General features: G+C 65.3%; 16 protein-coding genes. 12 read left to right on the forward strand and 4 right to left on the reverse strand.

The genetic code is table 11. The features are described from left to right. From IEW19_RS15170 to IEW19_RS15185, 4 genes are all read left to right on the forward strand, one after another. The coding region (locus tag IEW19_RS15170; RefSeq protein WP_308419996.1) for an enolase C-terminal domain-like protein at positions 1 to 242 on the forward strand (242 nt) is incomplete at its 5' end. A gap of 399 nt (positions 243 to 641) precedes the next feature. Continuing rightward, entirely contained in the window at positions 642 to 944 is a 303-nt protein-coding gene (locus IEW19_RS15175) for an EthD family reductase (protein ID WP_188572453.1), read from the forward strand. A 230-nt stretch (positions 945 to 1,174) separates the two neighbouring features. Next, complete coding sequence (locus IEW19_RS15180) at positions 1,175 to 1,642, forward strand: hypothetical protein (protein WP_188572454.1); 468 nt, start codon at positions 1,175 to 1,177, stop codon at positions 1,640 to 1,642. 68 nt (positions 1,643 to 1,710) lie between these two features. Then, positions 1,711 to 2,043 (forward strand): TfoX/Sxy family protein, encoded by a 333-nt coding sequence (locus IEW19_RS15185; protein ID WP_188572455.1) that lies wholly within the window; start codon positions 1,711 to 1,713, stop codon positions 2,041 to 2,043. A gap of 263 nt (positions 2,044 to 2,306) precedes the next feature. Here the strand turns inward: IEW19_RS15185 and IEW19_RS15190 are convergent, their stop codons facing one another. Both IEW19_RS15190 and IEW19_RS15195 read right to left on the reverse strand, forming a co-directional pair. Beyond that, positions 2,307 to 2,636: a YciI family protein gene (locus IEW19_RS15190; RefSeq protein ID WP_188572456.1), complete on the reverse strand. Its 330-nt coding sequence runs from the start codon at positions 2,634 to 2,636 to the stop codon at positions 2,307 to 2,309. Further along, positions 2,633 to 3,019, reverse strand: a complete 387-nt coding sequence (locus IEW19_RS15195) for a nuclear transport factor 2 family protein (protein WP_188572457.1) — start codon at positions 3,017 to 3,019, stop codon at positions 2,633 to 2,635. The genes IEW19_RS15190 and IEW19_RS15195 overlap by 4 nt, the downstream gene beginning before the upstream one ends. 353 nt (positions 3,020 to 3,372) lie before the next feature. Between IEW19_RS15195 and IEW19_RS15200 the strand changes: the two genes are divergently transcribed. Then, positions 3,373 to 3,735, forward strand: coding sequence for a GNAT family N-acetyltransferase (locus tag IEW19_RS15200; protein ID WP_229748498.1), 363 nt, complete (start codon positions 3,373 to 3,375; stop codon positions 3,733 to 3,735). A gap of 51 nt (positions 3,736 to 3,786) precedes the next feature. Here IEW19_RS15200 and IEW19_RS15205 read toward each other — a convergent pair whose 3' ends face one another. Continuing rightward, complete coding sequence (locus IEW19_RS15205; protein ID WP_188572458.1) at positions 3,787 to 4,488, reverse strand: hypothetical protein; 702 nt, start codon at positions 4,486 to 4,488, stop codon at positions 3,787 to 3,789. A 380-nt stretch (positions 4,489 to 4,868) separates the two neighbouring features. After that, positions 4,869 to 5,336: a MarR family winged helix-turn-helix transcriptional regulator gene (locus IEW19_RS23940; protein WP_188572514.1), complete on the reverse strand. Its 468-nt coding sequence runs from the start codon at positions 5,334 to 5,336 to the stop codon at positions 4,869 to 4,871. A gap of 134 nt (positions 5,337 to 5,470) precedes the next feature. Between IEW19_RS23940 and IEW19_RS15215 the strand changes: the two genes are divergently transcribed. From IEW19_RS15215 to IEW19_RS15245, 7 genes are all read left to right on the forward strand, one after another. After that, positions 5,471 to 6,409, forward strand: a complete 939-nt coding sequence (locus IEW19_RS15215; protein ID WP_188572459.1) for an SDR family NAD(P)-dependent oxidoreductase — start codon at positions 5,471 to 5,473, stop codon at positions 6,407 to 6,409. Positions 6,410 to 6,411: 2 nt separating this feature from the next. Continuing rightward, complete coding sequence (locus tag IEW19_RS15220; RefSeq protein WP_188572460.1) at positions 6,412 to 7,302, forward strand: amidohydrolase family protein; 891 nt, start codon at positions 6,412 to 6,414, stop codon at positions 7,300 to 7,302. 1 nt (position 7,303) lies between these two features. Continuing rightward, positions 7,304 to 8,533, forward strand: a complete 1,230-nt coding sequence (locus IEW19_RS15225; RefSeq protein ID WP_188572461.1) for an acyl-CoA dehydrogenase family protein — start codon at positions 7,304 to 7,306, stop codon at positions 8,531 to 8,533. 43 nt (positions 8,534 to 8,576) lie between these two features. Continuing rightward, on the forward strand, positions 8,577 to 9,032 hold the full coding sequence (locus IEW19_RS15230; protein ID WP_188572462.1) for a MaoC family dehydratase: 456 nt from the start codon (positions 8,577 to 8,579) through the stop codon (positions 9,030 to 9,032). Between the two features lie 125 nt (positions 9,033 to 9,157). Further along, positions 9,158 to 10,483 carry an MFS transporter gene (locus tag IEW19_RS15235; RefSeq protein WP_188572463.1) on the forward strand — a complete coding sequence of 442 codons (1,326 nt, stop codon included), beginning with the start codon at positions 9,158 to 9,160 and terminating at the stop codon, positions 10,481 to 10,483. Between the two features lie 7 nt (positions 10,484 to 10,490). Beyond that, positions 10,491 to 12,053 carry an o-succinylbenzoate--CoA ligase gene (menE, locus tag IEW19_RS15240; RefSeq protein WP_188572464.1) on the forward strand — a complete coding sequence of 521 codons (1,563 nt, stop codon included), beginning with the start codon at positions 10,491 to 10,493 and terminating at the stop codon, positions 12,051 to 12,053. Between the two features lie 88 nt (positions 12,054 to 12,141). Beyond that, positions 12,142 to 13,161: a bile acid:sodium symporter family protein gene (locus IEW19_RS15245; protein WP_188572465.1), complete on the forward strand. Its 1,020-nt coding sequence runs from the start codon at positions 12,142 to 12,144 to the stop codon at positions 13,159 to 13,161. Positions 13,162 to 13,237: the final 76 nt, after the last annotated feature.

Raw genomic sequence — 13,237 nt, forward strand, 5'->3', positions numbered from 1 at the left:
CCGCGCAGCTGCATGTGGGTTTGGCGATCCATAACTACGGGATCCAGGAATACATGCAGCACTCGGACAAGACCAACGAGGTCTTCGAGCAGTCCATGACCTTTGTGGACGGGTACCTGCACCCGGGTGACAAGCCGGGCATCGGCGTCGAATTCAACGAAGAAGCCGCCGCGGCCTTCCCGTACCAGCAGGCCTACCTGCCCTACAACCGCCTGGTCGACGGCACCGTCCATGACTGGTAGGACTTATAGCCGCGACAGGTGACGCTGGCACGTCGACGCCCAGCGCCACCCGGTGTGGGGATGGCGCAACGAACCAGATCTCGGCCTCCATGCTCATCCCACACCCCATCGAGACGGCCACTGCATCAGCAACATGATCCCGTCCCCTCGAAAAGCGTGTCAACGCTCGATAAAGGCGACTCGCTGCCCGCAAGGGGGTCCCCGTGCGTGCGCAACGGAAGTCGGAGACGACCGCCGCGACTATCGTTGCCGCCATCGTCGGGGTACGTCCCCAGCCAGTACTCCATGTTTGTTGAAGTTTGCGGGGTTCTGTACGAAGTGATTGCGAGCTACATACACTGTCCGGTGAAGGCGCGCGCATCGCCATCGCCGCTGATTCATGAATGAAGGGAGTCCGGCATGTTCTGTGCATCCGTCGTCTACCCACTCGACGCTGAAAACTTCGACGTCGACTACTTCGCCACGAAGCACGCTCCACTGTTCGCCGAGATGATGGGCGACAACTGCGTGCGATGGGAAGTGCATCAAGCGCTGACTGCACGGGGCGCGCCGCCCCCGCAGTTCATTGCGGCTGCGTACTTCTGGGTGGAATCCGCAGAGCGATTCGGAGCGATGCTCGCCGAGCGGGGAGAGCAAATCTACGCAGACATCCGCAACTTCAGCGGGACGCAGCCTGCTCGAGGTTGGGCAGAGGTTCTTTGACAGCAGCGTTTGAGCGCGCACGAGCCTCAGGGGCTCACAGTGGGCGACGAATAACCGCGAAGAATGGGTGTCGCCGGTGCCTGAGCTCAACTGGACACTTTGCCAACGGCGTCAAGTGCTGCCGCCGGGCCGTTTGGTTTAGGACCATGCGCGGGCTGCCTGAGAGTCGACCGGTCTGCGCTCCTGCGCGTGCCGTCATCCATAGGCCGCACAGTTAGGGGGAAGCTGCGGTGGTCAGACCCGAAAGGCTCCCGAGGGGCAGGAAGGGCAGCGCCCCGTCGTGGTGGATGCCATGGCCGGTCGTTGCCCTGGTCGTGGTCACGGTCGCCAACTATGTGTGGCAGGTCCCCTATTACCTGCACTTCTACGGCCGTTTCGGCACCAGCCCCGGCGGCCTGACGGTCCCGCTGCTGTTGACCTTTCTCTGGTTCCTGCTGGCCACCGTTCTTCTGGTGACCCGGCGCCGGGGCGGGGTTCCGGTGATGGCATCGTTCCTGGTGGTCGAGGCGCTCTTCTACCTCGTGCACAACCTCTCCGGCGCCGCAGGGCGTGATCTTCCCGCCGGCGACGTCGTGCTCCTCGTCGCCTCATTGCTGGGCTACGTCAACACCGTGGCCGCAGTCTTCTTCCTGGGGTGGCTGTTCGTCACCCGCCGACAGAGCCGGTCAGGCGATCGACGCACCATCAGCAGCCGCTGAGGACGGGCCGGCCCGTCCGGGCCAGGGTCGGGGTTGTCCTCTTCGCTCCCGGGAGCGAAGATGTTCCCATGCTGCCCGAGGAGCGTTTCAACATGCTGGTGGGTGAATTTGCTTCCAGTCCTGGCGTCAGCGTCCCGGGTGAACCCGGAGGGCGCGGGTTCGGGTCGTCCGCGCTGAAGGTCAACGGCTCGATTTTCGCCATGATCTCCGGCGGCAAGCTGGTGTTGAAGCTGCCTCATGCCCGTGTCGACACGCTCATGCGGGCCGGAGCCGGCACGCCCTTCGATGCCGGAAAGGGCCGCCCGATGAAGGAATGGCTCACCGTCACCGCCGACGACAACGAGTCCTGGCTGGCACTGGCCCGGGAGGCCCTGGACTTCGTGGGGTCCACTCACCAGTGACCTGCGCCGCCAATGACATCGGTGCCCGGAAACGCCCCGGCGACCTGTCGCCCGGCCCACCCGGCCGAATCCGTGGATGACCGCTCCCCACCGGAGTCCCGGACGGCTAGTGTCGGCATTATGTAGTTCGTGGTCTTCTACGCAGCCAAAGGTGCCTCCCGCCTGCGCGAGGTCTACCCGCGCCATCACGCCTACGTCGAACAATTCGCCCGGGACGGCGGCCTGCTGGCCATCGGGACCTTCGACGATCCAGTCACCGGTGGTCAGCCGAAGATGTTCGCCCATTCCCGGATGTGCCACTCCTCGACGAGCCCGGCACGGACGAAGGGGTCATTTTCCGCGTAATGTTGCGCCTCGTCAGGGGAGACGAGCACGCCCATGGTGCGGACCGCCTCGCCGGGCCGGTCAAGGAACGCGCCGGCCATGAGAAGCAGGCCTTCGCGGTGCAGCCGTTTGGACGTTGCGACGTGTTCAGCCAGTTGCTCCGGGGCCTCGCGCTGTATGTCGGGGAAGGACTGGAAGCGGGTGGTCATGAAGACCACATAGAACCGGGGGACTCCGTCGATTTGGAGCGGGCCCGCGCCGTTTGTCATGCCGGGACCTCCGTGGTGGTGTCAGTGCTTGAGGGAGCGAAGGAGGGCCTGTCGAAGATGAGGACGGTGCGGTTGATTTTGCCCCCGGCCACGATGAAGTGCTCGGCGGTGGGCGCATGGGTGGTTGCGGGGGTGTGCGGGTAGTACACGAGTACCGCAGTGGTGTCGTCGCCGAAGGCTGCGATGGTTTCGACGCCCGTGAGCTGCTGCATAAAGCCGCCGAGGAATGCGCGGTAGGAGGCGGCCCCGTTAATGGCCCCGCTGGGGGCCTCCGTGGCGATCTCCTCGGCGATGTAGCCCATCGCCCGGTCCAGATCGTGTCCGGTCCAGGCCGAGTGGTAGGCAAGTGCGATGGAGAGCGGGGAGGGTTCGGTCGAAGGCATCTGTTCCTCCTTGCGGTGTGCACCAGACCAGGTGGTGGATTCCAGCGGGCGCGTCGCGGCGGCACTGAAGGGGAGTCTATCGAGATTTGGCCACGACAGAAACCTCTTATTTCTGTACTAAGAGAGAGGCAACGTCCAAATCCGAGAAGGCCCCGTGACCGGACAGTCCGCCCTGAAATGTCAACCTGATTCAGGACCGGTGTGACGGCTTGAATCGGGACCACTAAGGTTCCAAGCCCAGCGCTAACGTTGGCGTTCGTTGTTTGAAACTACGTTGCCCGTTCCCCATAGGGTGTTGTCATGACTGAGCGATATTTTTCTCCGCCGGCGCGGACAGGGTTGATCGTGCCCGCGTGCACCTGTGGCTCAGCGAGCAGTCCTACTGGGCGCAAGGTCGGCTTCGTGAAAAGCAAGATGCAGCTTTTGACGCCTCCCGGAACTACGGAGTGTACGACATCGAGACTGGAGAGCGGGTAGCTTACGGTCGCGTCGTCACTGACGGAGTTACGTTCGCTTGGCTTTGCGACGTGTTCGTTACGACCGAAGCCCGCGGTCACGGCATCGGCAAGATGCTCGCCGCAGGTGTAATGGCGGACCTGGAACCTCTGGGCCTGAAGCGGATTCTGCTTTCAACGGCAGATGCTCACGGGCTTTATGCCCAATATGGCTTCACAGAACTGGCTGAGCCATCAAGAATGATGGCCCGTGTCCGTTGACCGATCCATTACCGGACGGAGACACAGAGGATGCTGTCGCCCGGGCAGAACCTAGACGATGACTCCGTCGTTGACTTGTAAGCGCCCGGAACGGCGAGGGATTCCCCGGGCCCAGTATGCGATCAGGAGTCCGACCGTGGCGGCTCCGCCGGCGTGCATCCGGGGGGAGGACCATGCACCTTCCGGAGTGGGAATCGCCAATGCCACGACGACGGTGACGACTCCCAGGAGAACCTCCGCTGTAGCCTGCAGTGGCCGGCCCCGGTATTCAGGGTAGGCCAGTCGGATGCAGGGGATCACCGGCAGCAAGAACAGGCCGAAGCTGGGGAATGGGTAGATGGCATTGAACGTGAAAATGACCAGTCCCAGCGCCAGCAGGCCGATGAACTTCAGCAGCTGACCAGCCCTAAGCGGGTTCTCCGGCGTCCACCGGCTCAGCAGCAGGCCCCACGCCGGAAGTCCCAGCAACCAGCCGCCGGCCCAGAAGCCTAGGTCCATCAGCGCCAGGACAACGAGCAGGGCACCGGGCATCAGGAACGCCGCGGCCTGTCGGAGCGGTGGGAGCTTCCCGGTCGGGACGAATATGCACGTCCCTACCAGGAAATACGCTCCCGCATACCAGGGCAGCAGCTGGATCACCGGTACTTGGGACAGTCCAAAAACCAGCAGCGCCAGCGAGACGGCCATCACGCACACCGAAGCGAACACCCACGGCCGGCGGACTACGTTCGGTGTGGCATCCCCCAATGTCATGGACGCACTCTACCGGTGTGCCGCACTCGTTTCCGCACCTCCAGGATTAGGACAGTTGCCAGCCACGCAGTACGGCACGAATGATACGAAGAAGATGAGGATAGCCGTGTCGGCTGCTGCCCGGTACTCGTAGTAACTGGGGTGACCGAATGCTATGTCTCCCCTGAGCAAGGGGTAAAGCACCCCGGCCAAGTAGGCCAAGGCACCTATACATGGGAGTAGCAGAAGTCCATAGATCGCCCTTAGGCGCTTAGCGGAGCGCTTGTACTGGCCATATTGCTTCTCCCATTCCGTCCGATTCACGAACCCCACAGCCTGCCGTAAACCCCTTGTTCAGGCTGCGAATTGCGTTCCTCGGGGACCAGGAACGCCGGCGGGCCCTACTCTGCCGCGCCCCACAGGGCTTTTCGGAGCAGCCGCTTCAACTCCTGCGACTCCTCGCCCGACAGGACTGCCAGCTGATCCAGTTCGGCTGAGTCCATTGCCGCCCGGGCCTTGGTGTGCATCCTGCGCCCCTCTGCCGTCGAGACGATGATCTTCGCCCGCCGGTCCTGCTTTCCCTGCGCACGCTCCACGAGGCCGCGGCGTTCCAGGTCGTCCACCAGCGTGACCACCTGGCTGGGGTCCAGGCTCAGGAAGTCCGCCAGTTCGCGCTGCGTCGGCTCCAGCCCGCTGCACGCCAATGTCAGGATGGAGAATGAGCGTTCGCGCAGGCCAAAATCAGCGAGGGCGCGGTTGTTCAGTACCGATCCCGCGGCATGCAGCTTGGCCAGCAGAAGGCCCACATCACTGCCGATCCTGGCGGCCGCAAGGCGCGGTGTCTGAACGTCTGTGCCCAAGGTGGCCATCACAACTCCGGTACTGGTAAAAAACAATCGTTGACTTTTTCAATGATCCGTATTTTCATTGATTCCAACAAGGATCTCACACCGCAGTGGGACCACCCCACCGGCCTCGGCCGGCGCATGCAAAGGAGCAGGCCATGAGCTTGAACGGCAAGGTTGCAATCGTCACCGGCAGCGGGCAGGGCCTTGGCCTTGCCTACGCAAGGGAACTCGCCCGCAAGGGTGCCGCCGTCGTCATCAACGACGTGAACGCAGACACCGCAGCGCAGGCCGTCGCGCAGATCGAGGCCGACGGCGGCCGCGCCACCGCCGTGGTGGTTCCGGTAGGCTCCACCGACGCCGCCAAGGCCCTGGTGGCCGGAGCCGTGGACACCTTCGGCGGCTTGGACATCCTGGTCACCAATGCCGGGATCCTGCGGGACAAGTCCCTGTTGAAGATGACGGACGAGGACTTCGACCTGGTGATCAACGTCCACCTCAAGGGCACCTTCACCTGCGTCCGCGAGGCATACGCCTACTTCAAGGAAAACAACGTCCAGGGCCGCATCATCACCATTGGTTCCCCCACGGGCCAGCGCGGCAACTTCGGCCAGACCAACTACGCCGCCGCCAAGGCCGGCATCGTGGGCATGGTCCGCACCTGGGCGCTGGAAATGAAGAAGGCCGGCGTGACGGTCAACAGCGTCATTCCCGTGGCCGCAACCGCCATGACCAAGACCGTCCCGTACTTCCAGAAGGCAGTGGAAGCGGACGAGCGCGGCGAGGCCATGCCGTCCTTCTTCCGCCACGACCTTGGCTTTGGAACGGCCGACGACGTCTCCGGACTGGTTGCCTTCCTCGCCTCCGACGAAGCCGCCAACATCACCGGCCAGGCCATCGGAGCCGGCGGTGACCGGCTGCAGGTGTGGACCCACCCCGAAGCGGCCACCACCGAATACCGGGAGGGCGGCTGGAGCTATGAGGCGTTGCAGGAAAACGCCGGCCACCTGTTCAGCAAGGAAACCCTGCAGGGCTACGGCGAGGAATTCCTGCCACTGCCTGAGGAGCTGCAGCCCGAGCCTGTCGAGGCCCGCTGACCATGGCCGACCGTTACGAACTGGCAATCGACCCGGCGAAACTCGACGCCATCGACATGCACGTCCACCTCGAGGTGGACAGCTGCGGCCACGGCTCCCTTCCGGAGGAACTGACCGAAGCCTCGGCCAAATACTTCAAGGCCGAGGACCGCACTCCCTCCCTGGACCGGATCGCCGACATCTACCGCGAACTGAACATGGCCGCCGTCGTCTTCACCGTGGACGCCCGCACCCAGCTCAAGCACGAGCCCAACAGCATCCCGGAGCTCATCGCGGGCGCTGCCCGGAACAACGACGTCCTGATCCCGTTCGGCAGCGTGGACCCGCGCACCGGCGAGGACGCGATCGCCGGAGCCAAGCACCAGGCCATCGAACTGGGAGCCCGCGGCTTCAAGTTCCACCCCTCCCTGCAAGGCTTCGACCCGTCCAACGAACGCTTCTACCCGCTCTGGGAGACGCTTCAGGAACTGGGGCTGCCAGCCATCTTCCATACCGGCCAGAACGGCATGGGCGCAGGCCTCCCGGGGGGCTACGGCATCAAGCTGGCCTACTCCAACCCGTTGCTGCTCGACGCCGTGGCCGCAGACTTCCCCGGCCTGCAAATCATCATGGCCCACCCCTCCGTGCCGTGGCAGGACGAGGCCAACTCCATCGCCACCCACAAGGCCAACGTCTTCATCGACCTCTCCGGCTGGTCACCCAAGTACTTCCCGGAGTCCCTGGTGAAGGCCTCCAACTCCTACCTGCAGGACAAAGTGCTGTTCGGCACCGACTTCCCGCTCATCACCCCGCAGAAGTGGCTGGGCGCCTTCGCCGACCTGCCGCTGAAGGACGAGGTCCGGCCGAAGATCCTCAAGGACAACGCGGTCCGCCTCCTTGGGCTGGGGGCCTGAGATGGGCACCTTGACGACGGCGGAGGCCGGCCTGAGTGCCCGGCTCTACGAAGCAGCGGACTGGTACAACGCCGAGTCCCTGCTGACAGACGGCGAGCGCAGGGTCCTGGCGCGCCTTAGAAGCTTCCTCGACACCGAGGCGAAGCCCCTCCTGGCCGAGTACTGGGAACGCGGGGAGTTCCCGGAGCAGCTTGCCCGGCCGCTGATCGAGCTGGACCTCATGGAACCGGGGGAACTCACCGGCGCCCCCGGCGCAGAGCACAGCCCGGCCCGTGGAATCTACCAGGGCTTCCGCATCTTCGAGCTGGCCCGCACGGACGCGTCGCTGGCCACCTGGTACACCGCCCAGGCTGGCCTGTTCCGCACCGCCATCCGGGTGGGTGCCTCCCAGGAACAGCAGGCCGAATGGATGCCCAGGGTGATCGACTTCTCGCTCAAAGGGGTCTTCTCGCTCACCGAACCCGAGTCGGGATCGGACATCGCCGGCGGGCTCTCGACGACTGCCCGGCAGGAGCCCGATGGGAGTTGGATCCTGGACGGTGCCAAGCGCTGGATCGGCGGCGCCGCCACGGCTGACGTCCTGGCAGTGTTCGCCCGGGACACCGCGGACGGGCAGGTCAAGGCCTTCCTGGTGGACCGCGCCGCAGACGGCGTCACGCTGGAGAAGATCCACGGGAAGACCTCGCTGCGGATGATGCAGAACGCCCACATCACGCTGGCCGGTGTCCGGGTCCCCGAGGCAATGCGGCTGCACAACGTGAACTCCTTCAAGGACGTCGCGGCGATGCTCCGGGCCATGCGGTCCGATGTCGCCTGGATTGCCACCGGCGTCGCTGCCGGTGCCTTCGAGGCCGCGCTCGCCTATGTCAATGAACGCCGGCAGTTCGGCCGCACCCTGGGCTCCTTCCAGCTCGTCCAGGAGAAACTGGCCCGCATGCTGGGGAACGTCACGGCCAGCCTGTCCCTGGTGGTCAGGCTCACCGAACAGCAGGCCAAGGGCATCTACCGCGACCAGGACTCGGCCCTGGCCAAGATGCAGGCGTCCCTGTTCATGCGCGACACCGTGGCCCTGGCCCGCGAGGTGGTGGGTGGCAACGGCATCACCCTGGCCACCGACGTCGCCCGCTTCCATGCGGACGCGGAAGCCGTCTACTCCTACGAGGGCACGCACGAGATCAACGCCCTCATCATCGGCCGCGCCCTCACCGGCGAAAGCGCCTTCACCCGCTGAACCACAACTTCCCCACCCACCAAACAACTGCCAGGAGGCAACGATGCCCAATCTCGTCGTCGATTTCGACACCCTGCTCACCCTGTCCGGCAAGGACCTCGGCACCACCGACTACCGCCAGATCACCCAGGAACAGATCAACCTCTTCGCGGACGCCACCGACGACCAGCAGTGGATCCACACCGATCCCGAACGCGCCAAGGACGGCCCGTTCGGTGCCCCCATCGCACACGGTTTCCTCACGCTGTCCCTGATCATCCCGTTCTGGGGCGAGCTGTTCGACGTCGAGGGCGTCACCACCAAGGTCAACTACGGCCTGGACAAGGTCCGCTTCACTGCCCCGGTGAAGGTCGGTTCCAAGGTCCGCATGCAGGCCACCATCGCCGAGGTCACCGAGGTCAAGGGCGGCGCGCAGATCAAGGTCAACGCCACGATCGAAATCGAAGGCCAGGAACGCCCCGCCGTCGTCGCGGAATTCCTGGCGCGCTTCTACAAGTAAGGCGCTTCCATAAACGGGCCCCTTTTACAAGGGTCCCTCCTGACGCACCAACCCGGCGGCACCCCCGCGGCACCGCCCCCACGGGCAACCCCAAAACCCCCTTCCCTCCGTCCCTAGGAACAACCATGTCCGGACACACCACGCTCGCACCCGCGGGCACGGCCGCCAAGCGCAAGGAAGCGCGCACGGTCATCCTGTCCAGCTATCTGGGCAGCACCATCGAGTTCTACGACTTCCTGCTGTACGCCACGGCCGCAGCAGTCGCCTTCCCCAAGGTCTTCTTCGCCGGAACCGATGAGTGGGTAGGCGTCGTCGCGGCCTACGCCACCTTCGCCGCCGGGTACGTGGCCAGGCCGCTGGGCGGGGTGATCTTCGGCCACTTCGGGGACAGGATCGGCCGCAAGGGGATGCTGATCATCTCCATGGCCATGATGGGCATCGCCTCCACCCTCATCGGCCTGATTCCGGGCGCGAGCGCGATCGGGCCTTGGGGGGCTGTGCTGCTGGTCCTGCTGCGCGTCTGCCAGGGCATCGCCGTCGGCGGTGAATGGGGCGGCGCCGCCCTCATGGCGCTGGAGCACTCAGACCCCAAGCGGCGCGGCTTCGCCGCCTCCTTCGTCAACGCCGGCGCCCCCACCGGCGCCGTCCTGGGAACCCTGGTGATGGGCGCTTTCTCGGCACTGCCGCAGGATGCGTTCCTGGCGTGGGGGTGGCGGGTGCCGTTCCTGCTGTCCTTCGTGCTCCTGATCGTGGGCATGTTCGTCCGCCTCCGGGTCTCCGAAAGCCCGATTTTTGCCGAGGCCGTAGCCAAGGAAAGCACGCAGGGCACCAAGCGCAAGATCCCGCTGCTGGACGTGCTGCGCCGGCCCAAGGCACTGATCATGATCATGTTCGCCGGTGCCGCCGGATTCGGCCTGCAGGTGGTGCTGCCCACCTTCTCTGTCACCTACGCGGTGTCCAAGGGGGCGCCGCAACAGGGCGTGCTCTACGCGTTCGCCGGTGCCTCGGCCATCTCCATCGTGTTCGTCCTGCTGGGCGGCCGCCTGTCAGACCGTTTCGGCCGCCGGCCGGTGATGATCGCCGGCCTTGCCCTGTTCATCGCCTACCTGTTTCCGATGTTCGCCATGCTCGGCTCCGGCAACGTGGGCCTGGTCTTCCTGGCCTTTACCGTGGCGCTCATCCTGCACTCATCCCTCTACGGGCCGCTGGCAGCGTTCGTCTCCGAGCAGTTCGGCACCACCTCCCGCTACACCGGGGCGGCGGTTGGCTACCAGCTGGCCACCCTGATCGGTGCGGGCTTCACCCCGGGCATCATCGCCGGGCTGTACAAGGATTCCGGGCAGAACATCCTCCCCGTGGTGGTGTTCCTGTCCGTCATGGCCCTCGTCTCGATTGTCTTCATCGCCCTGACGCGGGAATCTAAGAACAACGACCTCACCACGGTCCGTTAGGAGAACCATGGACAACAACGGAGTTGGCTCCTGGCTGCAGCGCCGCCGCCGGAAGTCAGGTGCCAAGTCAGCCCTCCTGTCCGCAGCCGGCACCCTGAGCTACGAAGAGCTCGCCGAAAGGGCCGACCGCCTGGCCAACGCGCTCCGGGACAGGGGAGTGGCCAAGGGGGACCGGGTGGCTTACCTGGGGGAGAACCATCCTTCCTTCGTGGAGACGTTCTTCGCCTGTGGCCTCCTGGGCGCCATCTTCGTGCCGCTCAACACCCGTCTCGCGCCGCCGGAACTGCAGTTCCAGCTGCAGGACTCCGGGGCGCGGCTCCTGGTCAACGCCGGCGCCCTGGAGGAGCCTGCCTCCGCCGCCGTGGCGGGCACGGACGTGAGCCACCGCCTGGTCACAGCAGCCGACGGCGGGACCGAACCTTCCGCCGCCGCGTCACCGGCCGCCGTCGGACACTCCGCCGTCGTCGAGCACTACGAAGAGGCGCTGCAGGCAGCGGCACCGGACCACCTCGACGTGCCGGTGGGGCACGACGACGCGGCGATGATCCTGTACACCTCGGGGACCACGGGCAAGCCCAAGGGCGCCCTGCTGACCCACGGGAACATCACGTGGAACTGCATCAACACCATCGTTGACATGGACCTGAACCGCAACGACGTGGCGCTGATGATCTCTCCGCTGTTCCATGTGGCGTCGCTGGACATGGGGCTGCTGCCGATGCTGCTCAAGGGCGCCACCGTGGTGCTCGAGGCCAAGTTTGATTCCGCCAGGGTCCTGGATCTGATCCAGGAACACGAGATCACCACCCTCAACGGGGTGCCCACCACGTTCCAGCTGCTCTGCGAAGATCCGGGATGGGCGGCGGCGGACCTCACCTCGCTGGACAAGCTCACCTGCGGGGGCTCGGCCATCCCCCGCCGGGTCCTGGACGCGTATGAGGACCGCGGCATCGGCTTCACCAACTGCTACGGCATGACCGAAACGGCACCCGGGGCCACCATGCTTCCGGTGGACCGCTCCAGGGAAAAGGCTGGCTCGGCGGGCCTGCCGCACTTCTTCACCGACGTCCGGATTGCCGATCCGATGGGCGGCGCCGTGGCCCCGGGCGAGGTTGGGGAAATCCAGATCTCCGGCCCCAACGTGATCAAGGAATACTGGAACCGGCCGGAGGCGACGGCTGCCAGCTACGCGGACGGATCCTGGTTCCGCTCCGGTGACATGGGTTACCGGGACCAGGAGGGCTTCCTGTTCGTCTCGGACCGGCTCAAGGACATGATCATCTCCGGCGGGGAGAACATCTACCCGGCCGAGGTGGAAGCCGTCATCGCGGAGCACAGCGCCGTGGGCAGCGTTGCCGTCATCGGCGTCAGCGACGACAAGTGGGGTGAGGTTCCCCAGGCGATTGTGACCCTGCGCGAGGGCGGATCGCTGACCGCCGAGGAGCTCCGCAGCTTCCTTGACGGCCGGCTTGCCCGCTATAAGATCCCCAAATCGCTGGTGGTGGTGGATGACATGCCGCGTACGGCCAGTGGCAAGATCCGGAAGATGGAGCTGCGCAGGCAGCTCTGAGGGTTTCCCGAGCAGTAGGGTTCCGCCGTTGTTACCGTTCACGGTCATCAATTGGCGGAACCCTACCAGCCGGTGGCAGCATAGTTGGATGCTTGAGGCAACTAAACCCCAGAATTCCCCTGACAGGGCCCCCGTAAACCCAGCCCTGGAAGCGGAAAGCAAGATCGCCCGCATCGCCGTGACGGTGTTCCCCATCCTGGTGGTGGCCGCAGGCATTATCGGCTTCCTGCTCCCCGGGGTCTTCAAACCCATCGCGCCCGGCGTGCCCTACCTGCTGGGCATCATCATGTTCTGCATGGGCTTGACCCTGACCCCGCCGGACTTCGCGGCGGTGGCCAAGCGGCCGTGGGCAGTGGCACTCGGAATCGTTGCCCACTACATCATCATGCCCGGTGCCGGCTGGCTGATCGCAGGGGCCCTCAACCTCGAGCCCGAGCTGGCCGTCGGCGTCATCCTGGTGGGCTGCGCACCCTCCGGAACCGCCTCCAACGTGATGGCATTCCTGGCCAAGGGCGATGTTGCCCTCTCCGTGGCAGTGGCCTCCGTTTCCACCTTGATCGCCCCGATCGTCACCCCTCTGCTGGTCCTGTTCCTGGCCGGCTCCTACCTGCAGATCGACGCCGCGGGCATGGTCCTGGACATCGTCAAGACCGTGCTGCTGCCGGTGGTCGCCGGCCTCCTCGCCCGGCTGTTCCTCAAGAAGCTTGTCGCAAAGGTGCTGCCGGCACTGCCGTGGGCCTCCGCCGTCGTTATCTCCCTGATCGTGGCCATCGTGGTGGCCGGCAGCGCCAGCAAGATCATCAGCGCCGGGGCCATCGTGTTCCTCGCCGTGCTGCTGCACAACGGCTTCGGCCTGGGCCTGGGCTACCTGGCCGGCAAGCTGGGCCGCCTGGACGACAAGGCCCGCCGCGCCCTTGCCTTCGAAGTGGGCATGCAGAACTCCGGCCTGGCCGCGACCTTGGCCACCGCCCACTTCACACCACTGGCCGCGCTTCCGTCGGCCGTCTTCTCGCTGTGGCACAACATCTCGGGTGCCATCGTGGCGGCCTGGCTCGCCCGGCGCCCGCTGCAGGAAAAGCAGGCCAACGTACCGGTTAAGCAGGCCTGAGCAGCGCCGTCAGACCCCGACGTCCGGGAGCGGGCCTGTTTCCATCCGCCCACCGTGGGTAAAGGACCCGGTAGGG

The organism is Arthrobacter liuii (assembly GCF_014639275.1).
Lineage (GTDB): Bacteria > Actinomycetota > Actinomycetes > Actinomycetales > Micrococcaceae > Arthrobacter > Arthrobacter liuii.

What these genes read in the sequence shown, in the direction of transcription:
- IEW19_RS15185 (WP_188572455.1), top strand. Translation starts at nt 1,711, where the DNA reads ATGCTGCCCGAGGAGCGTTTCAACATGCTGGTGGGTGAATTTGCTTCC.
- IEW19_RS15235 (WP_188572463.1), top strand. Translation starts at nt 9,158, where the DNA reads ATGTCCGGACACACCACGCTCGCACCCGCGGGCACGGCCGCCAAGCGC.
- IEW19_RS15205 (WP_188572458.1), bottom strand. Translation starts at nt 4,488, where the DNA reads ATGACATTGGGGGATGCCACACCGAACGTAGTCCGCCGGCCGTGGGTG.
- IEW19_RS15225 (WP_188572461.1), top strand. Translation starts at nt 7,304, where the DNA reads ATGGGCACCTTGACGACGGCGGAGGCCGGCCTGAGTGCCCGGCTCTAC.
- IEW19_RS15220 (WP_188572460.1), top strand. Translation starts at nt 6,412, where the DNA reads ATGGCCGACCGTTACGAACTGGCAATCGACCCGGCGAAACTCGACGCC.
- IEW19_RS23940 (WP_188572514.1), bottom strand. Translation starts at nt 5,336, where the DNA reads ATGGCCACCTTGGGCACAGACGTTCAGACACCGCGCCTTGCGGCCGCC.
- IEW19_RS15215 (WP_188572459.1), top strand. Translation starts at nt 5,471, where the DNA reads ATGAGCTTGAACGGCAAGGTTGCAATCGTCACCGGCAGCGGGCAGGGC.
- IEW19_RS15175 (WP_188572453.1), top strand. Translation starts at nt 642, where the DNA reads ATGTTCTGTGCATCCGTCGTCTACCCACTCGACGCTGAAAACTTCGAC.
- IEW19_RS15230 (WP_188572462.1), top strand. Translation starts at nt 8,577, where the DNA reads ATGCCCAATCTCGTCGTCGATTTCGACACCCTGCTCACCCTGTCCGGC.
- IEW19_RS15190 (WP_188572456.1), bottom strand. Translation starts at nt 2,636, where the DNA reads ATGACAAACGGCGCGGGCCCGCTCCAAATCGACGGAGTCCCCCGGTTC.
- IEW19_RS15245 (WP_188572465.1), top strand. Translation starts at nt 12,142, where the DNA reads ATGCTTGAGGCAACTAAACCCCAGAATTCCCCTGACAGGGCCCCCGTA.
- menE (WP_188572464.1), top strand. Translation starts at nt 10,491, where the DNA reads ATGGACAACAACGGAGTTGGCTCCTGGCTGCAGCGCCGCCGCCGGAAG.
- IEW19_RS15195 (WP_188572457.1), bottom strand. Translation starts at nt 3,019, where the DNA reads ATGCCTTCGACCGAACCCTCCCCGCTCTCCATCGCACTTGCCTACCAC.